General features: G+C 66.9%; 15 protein-coding genes and 1 pseudogene. 11 read left to right on the forward strand and 5 right to left on the reverse strand.

Annotation, left to right across the window (positions count from 1 at the left end):
- Positions 1–35: 35 nt before the first annotated feature.
- Positions 36–362: pseudogene (locus QMX85_RS21715) on the reverse strand (DNA-3-methyladenine glycosylase); the annotation flags it as partial.
- Positions 363–566: 204 nt separating this feature from the next.
- Here QMX85_RS21715 and QMX85_RS21720 point away from each other — a divergent pair.
- The 11 genes from QMX85_RS21720 (at position 567) to lipB (ending at position 10668) form a co-directional block, all read left to right on the forward strand.
- The gene (locus QMX85_RS21720; protein ID WP_282344375.1) at positions 567–1832 is read left to right on the forward strand and encodes a glutamate-5-semialdehyde dehydrogenase; all 1266 of its coding nucleotides are present in this window, start codon (positions 567–569) and stop codon (positions 1830–1832) included.
- A complete protein-coding gene (gene nadD, locus QMX85_RS21725; RefSeq protein WP_282344399.1) occupies positions 1832–2491 on the forward strand; it encodes a nicotinate-nucleotide adenylyltransferase in 660 nt (219 codons plus the stop codon). Before QMX85_RS21720 ends, nadD begins: the two co-directional genes overlap by 1 nt.
- A 16-nt stretch (positions 2492–2507) precedes the next feature.
- A complete protein-coding gene (rsfS, locus tag QMX85_RS21730) occupies positions 2508–2894 on the forward strand; it encodes a ribosome silencing factor (RefSeq protein WP_090225946.1) in 387 nt (128 codons plus the stop codon).
- A 9-nt stretch (positions 2895–2903) separates the two neighbouring features.
- Positions 2904–3371, forward strand: coding sequence for a 23S rRNA (pseudouridine(1915)-N(3))-methyltransferase RlmH (rlmH, locus tag QMX85_RS21735; RefSeq protein ID WP_090225949.1), 468 nt, complete (start codon positions 2904–2906; stop codon positions 3369–3371).
- Positions 3372–3381: 10 nt separating this feature from the next.
- Positions 3382–5277, forward strand: coding sequence for a penicillin-binding protein 2 (gene mrdA / locus QMX85_RS21740; RefSeq protein ID WP_282344380.1), 1896 nt, complete (start codon positions 3382–3384; stop codon positions 5275–5277).
- Positions 5278–5308: 31 nt separating this feature from the next.
- A complete protein-coding gene (gene rodA / locus QMX85_RS21745; protein WP_282344401.1) occupies positions 5309–6412 on the forward strand; it encodes a rod shape-determining protein RodA in 1104 nt (367 codons plus the stop codon).
- Between the two features lie 17 nt (positions 6413–6429).
- Positions 6430–7440 carry a lytic murein transglycosylase B gene (gene mltB, locus QMX85_RS21750; protein WP_282344382.1) on the forward strand — a complete coding sequence of 337 codons (1011 nt, stop codon included), beginning with the start codon at positions 6430–6432 and terminating at the stop codon, positions 7438–7440.
- Entirely contained in the window at positions 7440–8444 is a 1005-nt protein-coding gene (locus tag QMX85_RS21755) for a septal ring lytic transglycosylase RlpA family protein (protein WP_282344384.1), read from the forward strand. The genes mltB and QMX85_RS21755 overlap by 1 nt, the downstream gene beginning before the upstream one ends.
- A 95-nt stretch (positions 8445–8539) precedes the next feature.
- Positions 8540–9700 (forward strand): D-alanyl-D-alanine carboxypeptidase family protein, encoded by a 1161-nt coding sequence (locus QMX85_RS21760; RefSeq protein WP_282344386.1) that lies wholly within the window; start codon positions 8540–8542, stop codon positions 9698–9700.
- A gap of 66 nt (positions 9701–9766) precedes the next feature.
- Positions 9767–10042, forward strand: a complete 276-nt coding sequence (locus QMX85_RS21765; protein ID WP_282344388.1) for a DUF493 domain-containing protein — start codon at positions 9767–9769, stop codon at positions 10040–10042.
- Entirely contained in the window at positions 10042–10668 is a 627-nt protein-coding gene (lipB, locus tag QMX85_RS21770; RefSeq protein WP_282344390.1) for a lipoyl(octanoyl) transferase LipB, read from the forward strand. The genes QMX85_RS21765 and lipB overlap by 1 nt, the downstream gene beginning before the upstream one ends.
- Before the next feature lie 100 nt (positions 10669–10768).
- Here the strand turns inward: lipB and lipA are convergent, their stop codons facing one another.
- From lipA to holA, 4 genes are all read right to left on the reverse strand, one after another.
- Positions 10769–11821, reverse strand: a complete 1053-nt coding sequence (gene lipA, locus QMX85_RS21775) for a lipoyl synthase (RefSeq protein WP_282344392.1) — start codon at positions 11819–11821, stop codon at positions 10769–10771.
- A 111-nt stretch (positions 11822–11932) separates the two neighbouring features.
- On the reverse strand, positions 11933–13228 hold the full coding sequence (locus QMX85_RS21780; RefSeq protein ID WP_282344393.1) for a lytic murein transglycosylase: 1296 nt from the start codon (positions 13226–13228) through the stop codon (positions 11933–11935).
- 57 nt (positions 13229–13285) lie between these two features.
- On the reverse strand, positions 13286–13447 hold the full coding sequence (gene arfA / locus QMX85_RS21785) for an alternative ribosome rescue factor ArfA (protein ID WP_282344396.1): 162 nt from the start codon (positions 13445–13447) through the stop codon (positions 13286–13288).
- A 63-nt stretch (positions 13448–13510) separates the two neighbouring features.
- On the reverse strand, positions 13511–14548 hold the full coding sequence (gene holA / locus QMX85_RS21790) for a DNA polymerase III subunit delta (protein ID WP_282344398.1): 1038 nt from the start codon (positions 14546–14548) through the stop codon (positions 13511–13513).
- Positions 14549–14632: the final 84 nt, after the last annotated feature.

The following is a 14632-nucleotide window of genomic DNA, read 5'->3' on the forward strand; positions in this document are numbered from 1 at the left end:
TCTGGGGGGCTCGGAGTTGTTTATAAGAGACAGTACTTTATCAGCCCCGCGTTGCCGGCGCCGGCAACGCTCATGTTCAGGCTGTCGCCGCCGCGTGCGTAGTACATGTAGATGTGCCCGGCGTCCATGAACAGCGCGCGCCGCGAGGGGCTCTGGCCAAGCGAGGCATGGCTGCCTTTCTCGTCCAGGTAATAGGCCTCGGTCTCGATGATCCGCGCCGCCAGCCAGAGCCCGTCGACCCGGTGGCGCAGCACCTTGCCCAGCAGGTCGCGGGCCACCTGCTGCGCGTCGCGGTCGAAGAATGCGTCCGCCAGCGGCCGCGCGCCGGGCCAGGGTGGCTCGCAGTGGAAGGGATCGGTCATCGGGGTTCTTCGAAGGTTGGGCTGGCCGCAGCATACCAAACGGCCTTTTCGCCCATGCGGCGGGCAGCGCGGCGAAAAGGTGTCGGGAAATTACCTCCGCGGCCGCCCTGGCCTGCGCGCGTTCGCCATCTGCCGGGCGCCGCTGGGCGTGGGCGCCCGCGACCGCTATAATCAGCCGTTTTCCAAGACTGCCAGGCCGCCGAGATGACCGAGTCCGTGCACGATTACATGATCCGTCTGGGCCGCGCCGCACGCGCCGCCTCGCGGGTGGCCGCGCGCGCCAGCACTGCGCAGAAGAACCGCGCGTTGCAGGCCGCCGCCAATGCGCTTGACGCCTCGCGCGCCGAGCTGGCCCAGGCCAACGAGCTGGACCTGGCCGCCGCCCGCGCCAACGGCCTGGAACCGGCCATGGTCGACCGCCTGGCGCTGACTCCGGCGGTCATCGACAGCATGATCGAGGGCTTGCGCCAGGTGGCCACGCTGCCCGATCCGATCGGCGAGATCCGCGACATGCGCTACCTGCCCTCCGGCATCCAGGTCGGCAAGATGCGCGTGCCGCTGGGAGTGATCGGGATCATCTACGAATCGCGCCCCAACGTGACCATCGACGCCGCCAGCCTGTGCCTGAAATCCGGCAACGCGACCATCCTGCGCGGCGGTTCCGAGGCGATCCACTCCAACCAGGCGATCGCCCGCTGCATCCAGCAGGGCCTGGCCGAAGCCGAGCTGCCGGCGGCGCTGGTGCAGGTGGTGGAGACCACCGACCGCGAGGCGGTCGGCGCGTTGATCAGCATGCCGGAGTTCGTCGACGTCATCGTGCCGCGGGGCGGCAAGGGGTTGATCGAGCGCATCAGCCGTGACGCCAAGGTGCCGGTGATCAAGCACCTGGACGGCGTCTGCCACGTCTACATCGACGTCGCCGCCGATCTCGACAAGGCGATCCGCGTCGCCGACAACGCCAAGACCCAGCGCTATTCGCCGTGCAACGCCATGGAAACCCTGCTGGTGCACGCCGACATCGCCACTCGCGTGCTGCCACCGCTCGCCGCGATCTACCGCGACAAGGGCGTCGAGCTGCGGGGCGATGCGGCGACCCGCGCGCTGCTCGGCAGCGACGTGCTGGAAGCCAGCGAGGACGACTGGTTCGCCGAGTACAACGCGCCGATCCTGGCGATCCGCATCGTCGACTCGCTGGAGGCGGCCATCGAGCACATCAATCATTACGGCTCGCAGCACACCGACGCGATCGTCACCGAGAACTTCAGCGATGCGCGGCGCTTCCTCACCGAGGTGGATTCCAGCTCGGTGATGGTCAACGCCTCGACGCGCTTCGCCGACGGCTTCGAGTACGGCCTCGGCGCGGAGATCGGGATTTCCACCGACAAGCTGCACGCCCGCGGACCGGTCGGTCTGGAAGGCCTGACCAGCGAGAAATACGTCGTCTTCGGCGACGGTCACGTGCGCACTTGATCGGCTCTTCGCCGACCCCGCGGCGTATCGGGATTCTCGGCGGAACCTTCGATCCGGTGCACATCGGCCACCTGCGTGGCGCGCTGGAAATGGTCGAGCAGTTCTCCCTCGACGAACTGCGCCTGATTCCGGCGGCGCGCCCGCCGCATCGCGGCCAGCCACAGACCAGCGCCGAGGACCGTCTGGCGATGGTGCGCAGCGCGGTGGCCGGGGTGGCGCCGCTGACGGTGGACGACCGCGAGCTCAGGCGCGACAAGCCGTCTTACACCATCGATACCCTGGAGTCGTTGCGCGCCGAACTGGCCGTACACGACCAGCTGTTCCTGATCCTGGGCTGGGATGCCTTCTGCGGCCTGCCGGGCTGGCATCGCTGGAGCGAACTGCTCGAGCACTGCCACATCCTGGTGTTGCAGCGTCCGGATGCCGACAGCGAGCCGTCGCAGGAACTGCGCGATCTGCTCGCCGCGCGCAGCATCAGCGATCCGCAGGCGCTGGACGGGCCCGGCGGCAAGATCGCCATCGTCTGGCAGACGCCCTTGCAGGTGTCCGCCACGCAGATCCGTCAATTGCTGGCCAGCGGCCGCTCGGTGCGCTACCTGGTGCCGGATGCGGTGCTGGCCTATATCCAGGCGCACGGGCTTTACCCGGCGTCTCACTGAACTTGAGGTAGTTGCTTTGCAGAATGAAGAACTGGTCCAGCTGGCGGTCGCCGCCCTGGAAGACATGAAGGCCAAGGACATCACCGTGATCGATGTGCGTGGCAAGACCAGCGTCACCGATTTCATGGTGATCGCCAGCGGCACCTCCAGCCGCCACGTCAAATCCCTGGCCGACAACGTGCTGGAGAAGGTCAAGGAACAGGGCGTGCGGCCGATTGGCAGCGAAGGCCTGGACAGCGGCGAATGGGCCCTGCTCGACCTCGGCGACGTGGTCGTGCATGCCATGCAGGTCGCTACCCGGCAGTTCTACGACCTCGAACGCCTGTGGCAGGGCGCCGAGCAGAGCCGCGCGCAGCACGGCGGGACCCAGGGCTACGAGCCGCCGGACTTCGACAAGGAGTAACCCGCGGCCGTGCGCATCAAGCTGATCGCTGTCGGGTCGCGCATGCCGCGCTGGGTGGAGGAGGGCTGGCAGGAATATGCCAAGCGCATGCCCGCCGAGCTGGCCGTCGACCTGGTGGAAATCCCGCTCAATACCCGCGGCAAGAACGCCGACGTGGCGCGCCTGATCCGTCAGGAGGGCGAAGCCATGCTCGCCAAGGTGCAGCCCGGCGAGCGCATCGTCACCCTCGAAGTCGAAGGCAAGCCGTGGAGCACCGGGCAACTGGCCCGGGAGCTGGAGCGCTGGCGGCTGGATTCGCGCACGGTCAACCTCATGGTGGGCGGTCCGGAAGGGCTGGCGCCGGAAGTCTGTGCGCGCAGTGAACAGCGCTGGTCGCTGTCGCCGCTGACGTTGCCGCATCCGCTGGTGCGCATCCTCGTCGGCGAGCAGCTCTATCGCGCCTGGACGGTCATCTCCGGCCACCCGTACCACAAGTAGCAGTCCGAACATGCCGCAGCCGATTCGCCTCAAGGACCACGAAAAAGACGCCAGTCTGGTGCGTCGGCGGGTGATCGTCGGCGCGGTGGTGGTGGTCCTGCTGACCCTGACGCTGGTGGCGCGGCTGTATTACCTGCAGGTGATCCAGTACGACTACCACTCGACGCTGTCGGAGAACAACCGCGTCCACGTCCAGCCGATCCCGCCGACCCGCGGGCTGATCTACGACCGCAACGGCGTGATCGTCGCCGACAACCGGCCCAGCTTCAGCCTCACGGTGACGCGCGAGCGCACCGGCGACTGGCAGTCGGTGCTCGACACCATCGTCGAGGTGCTGCAGCTCAGCGAAGAGGACCGGGCGATCTTCGAGAAGCGCATGAAGCAGGGGCGCCGGCCGTTCGAGCCGGTGCCGATCCTGTTCGAGCTGTCCGAGGAGCAGATCGCCCGCATCGCCGTGAACCAGTTCCGCCTGCCCGGCGTGGAAGTGGTGGCGCAACTGGTCCGGCATTACCCGCAGGGCGAGCATTTCGCGCATTCGGTGGGGTATGTCGGGCGGATCAACGAGGCCGAGCTCAAGCGCCTCGATCCGGTCAACTACAGCGGCACCCACCACATCGGCAAGACCGGCATCGAGCGCTTCTACGAGAATGAGCTGCACGGCCAGGTCGGCTACGAAGAGGTCGAGACCAACGCCCGCGGTCGCGTGCTGCGGGTGCTCAAGCGTACCGATCCGACGCCCGGCAAGGACATCCACCTGACCCTCGACATCAAGCTGCAGGAAGCCGCCGAGGCGGCGCTGGGCGGGCGGCGCGGCGCGGTGGTGGCGATCGATCCGGCCAACGGCGACGTGTTGGCGATGGTGAGCCAGCCGAGCTTCGACCCCAACCTGTTCGTCACCGGCATCGGCTTCAACGCCTACGCCGCGCTGCGCGACTCCGAGGACCGTCCGCTGTTCAACCGCGTGCTGCGCGGCCAGTACCCGCCGGGGTCGACGATCAAACCGGCGGTGGCGGTCTCGGGGCTCGAGGCCGGGGTGATCACGCCGGATACGCGGGTGTTCGATCCGGGCTATTACCAGTTGCCCAACTACGACCACAAATACCGCAACTGGAACCACAGCGGAGACGGCTGGCTGAGCCTGGAAACCGCGATCATGCGCTCCAACGACACCTACTTCTACGAGCTCGCCCACCGCATGGGCATCGATCGTCTGCACGACTACCTGAGCCGCTTCGGTATCGGCAGGAAGGTCTCGCTGGACATGTTCGAGGAGGCCGAAGGGCTGATGCCGTCGCGCGAATGGAAGCGCGCGCGCTACCGCCAGGCGTGGTTCCCGGGGGAAACGCTGATCCTCGGCATCGGCCAGGGCTACATGCAGGCGACCCCGCTGCAACTGGCGCAGACCGCGGCGCTGCTGGCCAACCACGGCAAGTGGATTCGCCCGCACTTGGCGAAGACCATCGAGGACCAGCCGCCGGTGGACGAGAACCCGATACCCGACATCCTGGTGCGCGATCCGAAGTTCTGGGACTACGCGCGCAACGGCATGGTCCAGGTGATGCACGGCGCCCGCGGCACCGCGCGCCGGGTCGGCGAGACGGCGACCTATCACATCGCCGGCAAGAGCGGCACGGCTCAGGTGGTGGCGATCCGTCAGGGCGAGAAGTACGACCGCAACAAGCTGCAGGAGCGCCACCGCGACCACGCCCTGTTCATCGGTTTCGCGCCGGCGGAGAAGCCGCGCATCGCCGTGTCGGTGATGATCGAGAACGGCGAGTCCGGTTCCGGCGTCGCCGCGCCGGTGGTCAAGCAGGTGATGGACGCCTGGCTGCTCGGCGCCGATGGCCAGCTGAAACCCGAATACGTGCCGAACGCGCCTCTGGAGAACCTCGATGGGCAACGGTAACTTCGACCGCACGCTGTCCGATCAGGACGTGATGCGCCGGCGCGCGACGCTGCTACAACGCCTGCACGTCGACGGCATCCTGCTTACCCTGCTGCTGGTCCTGGCGTCGGGCAGCCTTTTCGTTCTCTATTCGGCCAGTGGTCGCGACTGGGACCTGCTGATCAAGCAGGCCAGCTCTTTCGGTCTCGGCCTGCTGGGCATGGTGGTGATCGCCCAGTTCGAGCCGCGCTTCCTCGCCCGCTGGGTGCCGCCAGCCTACGTGGTGGGCGTCAGCCTGCTGGTGGTGGTGGACGTGATGGGCCACAACGCCATGGGCGCGACCCGCTGGATCAACATCCCCGGGGTGATCCGCTTCCAGCCCGCCGAATTCATGAAGATCATCATGCCGGCGACCATCGCCTGGTACATGTCCAAGCGCAGCCTGCCGCCGCGGCTGAAACATCTGGCGATAAGCCTGTTGTTGATCGGTATCCCCTTCGTGCTGATCATCCGCCAGCCGGACCTCGGCACGTCGCTGCTGGTCCTGGCGTCGGGGGCCTTCGTGCTGTTTATCGGCGGTTTGCGCTGGCGCTGGATCATCGGCGCGGTGGCCGCGGTGATTCCAGTGGCGGTGGCGATGTGGTTCTTCGTCATGCACGACTACCAGAAGCAACGGGTACTGACGTTCCTCGATCCGGAGAGCGATCCGCTGGGCACCGGCTGGAACATCATCCAGTCGAAGGCGGCGATCGGTTCCGGCGGCGTGTTCGGCAAGGGCTGGCTGCTCGGCACCCAGTCGCACCTGGATTTTTTGCCGGAAAGTCACACGGACTTTATCATTGCCGTCCTCGGCGAGGAGTTCGGCCTGGTTGGCGTTTGCCTGCTGCTGCTGATCTACTTGCTGCTGATCGGCCGCGGCCTGGTGATCACCGCTCAGGCCCAGACGCTGTTCGGCAAGCTGCTGGCGGGCAGCCTGACCATGACGTTCTTCGTCTACGTATTCGTCAACATCGGCATGGTCAGCGGGCTGTTGCCGGTGGTGGGAGTTCCGCTCCCCTTCATCAGTTATGGCGGAACTTCGCTGGTGACCCTGCTGTCAGGGTTCGGGGTTTTGATGTCGATCCACACCCACCGCAAGTGGATCGCACAGGTTTGATAAGAGTGAAGAATTCAATGCAGGTATTGCGCGGCTGGGCTGCTCGTAACTCACGTTTGATCGGTCTGGCTGGCAGCCTGGGGGTGATCGCTCCGGTGCAGGCGGGTGACTACGACGCGTCACAGCCGGTGGCCGACTTCGTGACCAGCATGACCCGCGACTACGGGTTCGCCAGCGAACAGCTGACCACGCTGTTCCATGAAGTGGAGCGCAAGCAGGCGATCCTCGACGCCATCTCGCGGCCGGCCGAGAAGGTCAAGCCGTGGAAGGACTACCGGCCGATCTTCATCACCGATGCGCGCGTCGCCCAGGGCCTGGACTTCTGGCGCCAGCACGAAGACGCGCTCGCCCGCGCCGAGCAGGAATACGGCGTGCCGGCGCAGATCATCGTGGCGATCATCGGCGTGGAGACCTTCTACGGGCGCAACACCGGCAACTACCGGGTGATCGACGCCCTGTCGACGCTGTGCTTCGACTATCCGCCGCGCGCGCCTTTCTTCTGCCAGCAGCTCAAGGAGTTCCTCCTGCTGTCGCGCGAAGAACAGGTCGACCCGCTCACCGTGAAGGGTTCCTACGCCGGCGCCATGGGCCTGCCGCAGTTCATGCCCGGCAGCTTCCGCGCCTACGCGGTCGACTTCGACAATGACGGCCATATCGACATCTGGGGCAACCCGGTGGACGCCATCGGCAGTGTGGCCAGCTACTTCAAGCGGCACGGCTGGACGCCGGGCGAACCGGTGGTGAGCCTGGCGACCACGCGGGGCGAGCGGGTGGACGAAGGCCTTACCGACGGCCTCGATCCGGTCAAGAACGTTGGCGAACTGCGCGCCCTCGGCTGGGCCAGCAGCACTGCGCTGCGCGATGACATCCCGGTCACCGCCTTCCGTCTGGATGGCGAAAATGGCGCCGAATACTGGATGGGCTTGCCCAACTTCTTCGTCATCACCCGCTACAATCGCAGCGTGATGTACTCCATGGCGGTTTATCAATTGTCCGATCTGCTGGTCAAAGCCCGAGGCAACAAGTGATGCCACAGCGCCCGTTCCGCCTGGCGATGCTCAGCGCCCTGGCGCTGCTGATGGTCAGCTGCTCCAGCAGTCGCGCGCCGCAGTCGCCGTCGAGCGGCGCCGTTGTCGGAGGCCCCGGCGACTACAACCGTCCGCACCGCGACGGCGCGCCCTGGTGGGACGTCGACGTCTCGCAGATTCCCGACGCCGTGCCGATGCCCAACTACGGCCCGGTGAAGGCCAATCCCTACACGGTGCTCGGCAAGACCTATTACCCGCTCAACGAAAGCCGCCGCTACCAGGCGGTCGGCACCGCGTCCTGGTACGGCACCAAGTTCCACGGCCAGGCCACCGCCAACGGCGAGAAGTACGACCTTTACGGGATGAGCGCGGCGCACAAGACACTGCCACTGCCCAGCTACGTGCGGGTGACCAACCTGGACAACGGCAAGAGCGTGGTGCTGCGGGTCAACGACCGCGGACCGTTCTATTCCGACCGGATCATCGACCTGTCCTTCGCCGCGGCAAAGAAGCTCGGCTACGCCGAAACCGGCACCGCGCGGGTCAAGGTCGAAGGCATCGACCCGGCCGAATGGTGGGCCAAGCAGGGCCGACCGGTGCCGATGATGCTCGCCCAGCCGCAAATGGCCACGGCGGCGCCCGTCGCCCGCACTCCGGCGCAGGTCGCCACGCAGCCGGTCGAGCAGTACACCCCGCCGCCCCAGCAACACGCCGCCGCCGTCCTGCCCGTGCAGATCGACGCAAAAAAAAACGCTTCGCTCGCAGCCTCTGGCCTGTATCTCCAGGTGGGCGCCTTCGCCAATCCGGACGCTGCGGAGCTTCTCAAGGAGAAGCTGAGTACGGTGGTGACTGCACCGGTGTTCATCAGCTCGATAGCGCGCAACCAGCAGATACTGCATCGCGTGCGTCTGGGGCCGATCGACACTCAGGGTGAGGCCGAACAAGTACAGAGCAGCGTGCGGCTGGCGAAGCTCGGCCAGCCCACCCTGGTCCGCCCGGACTGAGGGCACCGCCCCCACAGGGCATCCGCAGGACGCGGAACAGGCGACCGACGTCCAGGCGACGGTCGCGATTTCCAGCAAACACATCAGAGAGTCGGATGAATATCACCAGCTTTGCGCAACGCCTGCTTGTCTCGTTTCTGCTCGTCGCCACGCCGGCCGCCTGGGCCGCCGATCAGGCGATCCCCGCGCCGCCGCAACTCGCCGCCAAGGCCTACGTGCTGATGGACGGCGCCAGCGGCCAGGTGCTGATCGAGAACAACGGTGACGAACGCCTGCCTCCGGCGAGCCTGACCAAGTTGATGACCGCCTACATCGCCACCAACGAGATCCAGGCCGGGCGCATCGGCGAGAGCGACATGGTCACCGTCAGCGAGCACGCCTGGCGCACCGGCGGTTCGCGGATGTTCATCCAGGTCGGCACCCAGGTGTCGGTCAGCGACCTGCTGCACGGCATCATCATCCAGTCCGGCAACGACGCCAGCGTGGCCATCGCCGAGCACATCGCCGGCAGCGAAGACGCCTTCGCCGACATGATGAACACCACCGCGCAGAAGCTCGGCATGACCAACAGCCACTTCATGGATGCCACCGGCCTGCCCAATCCGGACCACTATTCCTCGGCCCGCGACATGGCGATCCTGGCGCGCGCGATCATCTACGGCGAGCCGACCCACTACGCGATCTACGCGCAGAAGGAATTCTTCTGGAACAACATCAAGCAGCCCAACCGCAACCTGCTGCTGTGGCGCGACAAGACCGTCGACGGCTTGAAGACCGGCCATACCGAAGAAGCCGGCTACTGCCTGGTGGCGTCGGCCCTGCGTGACGGCCAGCGGATGATCGCCGTGGTCTTCGGCACCGCCAGCGAGCAGGCGCGAGCCGCCGAGACGCAGAAGCTGCTGACCTATGGCTTCCGGTTCTTCGAGACCCAGACCTTCTACCAGAAGGGGGCCGAGCTGGCCAAAGCGCCGGTCTGGAAAGGCACCACCCGCGAAGTGCGTGCCGGGCTCGCCGAGGACCTGTCGATGACCCTGCCGCGCGGTCAGATCAAGGCGCTGCAGGCCAGCATGACGCTCAACCCGCAGCTGGTCGCCCCGATCGCCAAGGGCGACGTGATTGGTAAGGTCGAAGTCAAACTGCAGGACAAGGTCGTCCATAGCGCCGACCTGATCGCCCTCGAGGCGGTCGAGGAAGGGGGTATCTTCCGCCGCCTGTGGGACAGCATCCGCCTGTTCTTCTACGGTTTGTTCAACTGACCTTCCGCTGGCGGCGGCCCTGATCCGGTGCCGCCGCCTCCCGGATCACGAGCCCGCGTGCGTCCCATGACCGAAGAAACTCAAGCCCCGAAAATCGAATTCCCCAGCGAGCGCTATCCGATCAAGGTGATCGGCGACGCCCATGAAAGCTTCGTCGACATGGTCATCGAAGTGATCCAGCGTCACGCCCCGGACCTCGATGCCTCCACCGTGGTGAAGCGCGACAGCCGCAACGGCCGCTTCCTCTCGGTGCAGGTGCTGATCACCGCCACCGGCATCGAGCAGCTGCAGGCCATCAACGTCGACCTGCGTGCCACTGGCCTTGTGCACATGGTGATCTAGTGGCACCCGCCGAACTCGTGGTGCGTCATCTCGGGCTGGTGGAGTATCTGCCGACCCTGGAGGCCATGCGCCGCCTGACCGCCGAGCGCGACGCAACCACGCCCGACGAGATCTGGCTGCTGCAGCATCCCCGCGTGTTCACCCAGGGCCAGGCCGGCAAGGCCGAGCACCTGCTTGCTCCGGGCGAAATTCCCGTGGTCCAGGTCGATCGCGGCGGTCAGGTCACCTACCACGGTCCCGGCCAGCTGGTGGCCTACCTGATGCTGGACCTGCGTCGGCTCGGGCTGGGGGTGCGGGAGCTGGTCACGGCGATCGAGCAGAGCCTGGTGGAGCTGCTGGCCGGCTATGCCATCGACGCGGCGCCCAAGGCGGATGCGCCCGGCGTCTACGTCGCCGGCGACAAGATCGCCTCGCTGGGGCTGCGTGTCAGTCGTGGCTGTTCCTTCCACGGCCTGGCGCTCAACGTGGACATGGACATGTCGCCGTTCGGTCGGATCAATCCTTGCGGTTACGCCGGGTTGAAGATGGTCCAGCTCAGCGATCTGCTGGAGACGCCACCGGCGCTGGACGAGGTGGCGCAGCGTCTGGAGCGGATTCTGCGCCAGCGCCTGGGCTACCTCCGCTAACTCGGCGATACGGCTTCAGGGCCGCCCTTTGCGAAGAAAGAAATTTCCTGAACGATGCGAACACCCCGGATTGCCGCGGGGTGTCTTGCGTGGGCGCGATTCAGCTCAGGTTGAGCGCGGGGATCAGGCCGGTGACCAGCGGCTGGCCCGGAACCGGGACGGGCGCGGCGAGGCCCAGGTTGTTCTTCTCGAACACCCGGTCGGCGCGGTAGCTGGAGCGCACCAGCGGGCCGGCGGCGACTTCCATGAAGCCCTTTTCCAGGCCGATCTCGCGCAAGCGGTTGAATTCCTCCGGGCTCACCCAGCGCTTCACCGTCAGGTGATTGCGGGTCGGCTGCAGATACTGGCCGAGGGTCAGGATGTCCACGCCGATGGCGCGCAGGTCGTCCATGGTCGCCAGCACTTCCTCGTCCGTCTCGCCCAGGCCAAGCATCAGGCTGGTCTTGGTGAGGACCTCGGGACGGTGGCGCTTGGCGTGTTCCAGCGCGCGCAGGGTCTTCGCGTAGCCGGCGCGTGGGTCGCGCACTTCATGGGTCAGCCGCTCGACCGTTTCGACGTTCTGCGCGAACACTTCCAGCCCGGAATCGACCACCCGTTCGATGGCCTGCAGGTCGCCGTCGAAGTCCGGGGTCAGCGCCTCCACCACCACCTGCGGGGTGCGCTCCTTGATGGCGCGCACGCAGGCGGCGTAGTGGCCGGCGCCGCCGTCGTCGAGGTCGTCACGGTCCACCGAGGTCAGCACGATGTAGCGCAGCGCCATCAGTTCGACCGATTTGGCGGTGTTCTGAGGTTCTTCCTCGTCCAGCCAGCCGTTGGGGTTTCCGGTGTCCACGGCGCAGAAGCGGCAGGCGCGGGTGCACACGGAACCCATCAGCATGATGGTGGCGGTGCCGTTAGACCAGCATTCGCCCATGTTCGGGCAGTGCGATTCCTGGCACACGGTGCTCAGCCGATGCTCGCCGACATTGCGCTTCACCGCCTCGAAACGGCTGCCGCTGGGCGCCTTGACCCGCAGCCACGAAGGCTTGGGTTCGTGCACCTGGGGCTGCGCCGAGGCGCGGCGCTTCTGGCCATCCTTGATCGCGGTGATGCCCTGAGCGGTGCGGAACTTTTCGCCGCTGGCGACGGGTTTTGACGAGTCTATGTCGGACATCGGAACTGGCTCCGTGAGAGGCTCCGTTGGCAGCCGCAAGGGCAAATGGGGGAGGCGAAGTGTATCACAGGGGCGCGCCGCCGAGCCTGGGTGCCCGGCGGCTTGCGGCGATCAGCGGCCTTCGCGCAACTGCTTGATCAGTTCCTGGCTCGGGTAGCCGTCTGCCGGCCAGCCCAGCGACTGCTGGTAGGCGCGGATCGCCTTGCGGGTGTTGGCACCGATGATGCTGTCCGCTGCGCCCGGCTCGTAGCCGCGCGCGCTCAGGCGCTCCTGCAGTTCGATGCGCTCGCTGCGGCTCAGCGGAAGATCGTCGCGCGGCCACTCGCCAATAACCTTTCCGGCGCCCTGGAAGCGCTCGGAAAGCAGGCCGATGGCCAGCGCGTAGGAAGACGAGTTGTTGTACTTGAGGATCGCGCGGAAGTTGCTCAGCACCAGGAACGCCGGGCCACGATGACCGGCCGGCAGCAACAGCGAAGCGCTTTCGTCGGCCAACTGGCCCGGAAGCACCGGCGGCGCGATGCCCAACCCTTGCCATTCGCGTAGGGGTTTGCGGATGTCGGCATCGGCCAGGGCGTAGTCGAAGCCCTTGGGCAGCGTTACTTCGAAGCCCCAGGGCAGCCCGTGGCGCCAGCCGGAGGCCTGCAGGTAGTGGGCGGTAGAGGCCAGCGCGTCGGCCGAGGAGTCCCAGATGTCGCGACGCCCGTCGCCGTCGAAGTCCACGGCGTGGGTGTCGTAGGTGGTCGGGATGAACTGGGTCTGGCCCATCGCACCAGCCCAGGAACCGATCATCCGCTCCGGCTTCACGTCGCCGTGCTGGAGAATCTGCAGTGCGGCGATCAGCTGGCTCTGGGCGAAGCCCGGACGACGGCCTTCGTACGCCAGGGTCGCCAGCGAACGGATCACCGAGCGGCTGCCCATAATCTGGCCGAAGTTGCTTTCCATGCCCCATACCGCGACCAGCGTCTGCGGCTCGACGCCATAGCGCTGCTCGATGCTGGCGAGCAGGGCGGCGTTCTGCTGGATCAGCGCCTTGCCCTTGGCGACGCGCTGGGCGGACAGCGCGCCGTCGAGGTACTCCCAGACCGGCCGGGTGAATTCGGGCTGGCTGCGGTCGGCGTCGATCACGGCCTGGTCGGGGGTCACGCCGCTGAAGGCACGGTCGAAGACCTCGGCGCGGATGCCTGCCTTCAGTGCTTGACTGCGGAACCCGTCGCGCCATTGCTCGAAGCTGATGCTCGGCTCGGCCGCAGGCGGCGCTTCGGAGCTGACGGGCGCGGTGGCGGCGGGCGGCGTGGCGGATGGCGTGGGGGCGGCTTGCGGGGGGTTATCCGCGCAGGCGGAAAGGAAAGCCAGGGTGGCGCCCGTGAGCAGGGTACGAGTCAGCTCGGGTGCTTTGGGATAGGGCATGAAATCGAGGGTCTCGGTCGGTATCAGTGCATGACCTTAGCATGGCCGCCGGCTTTTTTAAGCCGCCAGAAGGACCGAAGCCTCTCCGTTGTACGACGGAGAGGCTTCGCGGCGGTAGCTGCCTTTGCCTTTTTTCGGGACTTCCTGGCGGCAGCGGAACAACGGTTGCGCGATCAGGGATTTGGCCTTGTTCGGCCTCGATTTGGCTTTTCTGGACATGCCGGTACTCCTGCGAAAGGGCGGCGCGCATGGTGCGCCCGAGCGGCATGGAAGTCCAGATGCTCAGTGGCTGGGAAGGCTCAGCCGCTTGCCGGACAGTTGCAGGCAGAGCAGCGCCAGGCCGTTCCACGGCGAGCCCTCGGCCTGGCCCTTGATCTGCGCATCGATGCGCTGGGCGTCGCCCAACAGCTGTTGCCAGCGCGCTGCGGAGTGCCGTTGCAGGGCCCGGGTCATCAGCGGTTTGCGCTTGTCCCAGACCGGCGGTCGTGCCTGGCTGAAGGCGCGGTCGAGCGGGATGCCCTGGGCTTGCTGGCGTGACAGGTTGGCCAGCAGGCGCAGCTCGCGGGCCAGCGCCCAGAGGATCACCGGGGTTTCCACGCCCTCGCCACGCAGGCCTTCGAGCATGCGCAGGGCGTGCGCGGATTCGCCGTTGAGAGCGGCGTCGATCAGCCCGAAGACATCGAAACGTGCGCTGTCGGCCACGGCGGCCTGCACGGTCTCGACGTCGATCTGCTCGCCCTCGGCGATCAGCTTGAGTTTCTCGATCTCCTGGGCGGCGGCAAGCAGGTTGCCCTCCACCCGCGCGGCGATCAGCTCCACGGCTTCCTGGCTGGCGCTCAGGCCGGCCTGCGCCAGGCGCTGGCGAATCCATTGCGGCAACTGCGCGGCGTCCACCGGCCAGATCTGCACGAACTGCGCCTGTGGCCCTTCGATGATGGCCTTGGCCCACTTGGTCTTCTGCGTGCTGCCATCGAGCTTGGGCAGGCTGACCAGCAGCAGGGTGTCCTCGGCGGGGCGACCCAGGTATTCGATCAGCGCGGCGGCGCCCTTGTCGCCCGGCTTGCCGGAGGGAATGCGCAGCTCGATCAGGCGCCGTTCGGCGAACAGCGAGAGGCTGGCGCCGGCTTCGTAGAGCAGGCCCCAGTCGAAATTGGCGTCGGCATGGAACACCTGGCGTTCGCCGAAGGCTTCGCGGCGGGCGGCGGCGCGGATCGCGTCGCAGGCTTCCTGGCACAGCAGCGGATCGTCGCCGCTGACCACGTACACCGGGGCGAGGCTGCCCTGCAGGTGCTTGCCGAGTTGGGCGACGTTGAGTTTCATCGGAAGGGAATCGGGGCGCCGCGGCGGCCCGGGGGGGTGCCGTGGGGGGGGTCGGCCGGTGGATCGGCGGCGGCTGGGGCCCCC

Source organism: Pseudomonas sp. PS02288 (genome assembly GCF_029959715.1).
Lineage (GTDB): Bacteria > Pseudomonadota > Gammaproteobacteria > Pseudomonadales > Pseudomonadaceae > Pseudomonas_O > Pseudomonas_O kuykendallii.

Bases quoted from the DNA above. Each gene is read 5' to 3' on its own strand.
- QMX85_RS21720 (WP_282344375.1), top strand. From the start codon at position 567: ATGACCGAGTCCGTGCACGATTACATGATCCGTCTGGGCCGCGCCGCA.
- mrdA (WP_282344380.1), top strand. From the start codon at position 3,382: ATGCCGCAGCCGATTCGCCTCAAGGACCACGAAAAAGACGCCAGTCTG.
- rodA (WP_282344401.1), top strand. From the start codon at position 5,309: ATGCGCCGGCGCGCGACGCTGCTACAACGCCTGCACGTCGACGGCATC.
- mltB (WP_282344382.1), top strand. From the start codon at position 6,430: ATGCAGGTATTGCGCGGCTGGGCTGCTCGTAACTCACGTTTGATCGGT.
- QMX85_RS21755 (WP_282344384.1), top strand. From the start codon at position 7,440: ATGCCACAGCGCCCGTTCCGCCTGGCGATGCTCAGCGCCCTGGCGCTG.
- QMX85_RS21760 (WP_282344386.1), top strand. From the start codon at position 8,540: ATGAATATCACCAGCTTTGCGCAACGCCTGCTTGTCTCGTTTCTGCTC.
- QMX85_RS21765 (WP_282344388.1), top strand. From the start codon at position 9,767: ATGACCGAAGAAACTCAAGCCCCGAAAATCGAATTCCCCAGCGAGCGC.
- lipA (WP_282344392.1), bottom strand. From the start codon at position 11,821: ATGTCCGACATAGACTCGTCAAAACCCGTCGCCAGCGGCGAAAAGTTC.
- QMX85_RS21780 (WP_282344393.1), bottom strand. From the start codon at position 13,228: ATGCCCTATCCCAAAGCACCCGAGCTGACTCGTACCCTGCTCACGGGC.
- arfA (WP_282344396.1), bottom strand. From the start codon at position 13,447: ATGTCCAGAAAAGCCAAATCGAGGCCGAACAAGGCCAAATCCCTGATC.
- holA (WP_282344398.1), bottom strand. From the start codon at position 14,548: ATGAAACTCAACGTCGCCCAACTCGGCAAGCACCTGCAGGGCAGCCTC.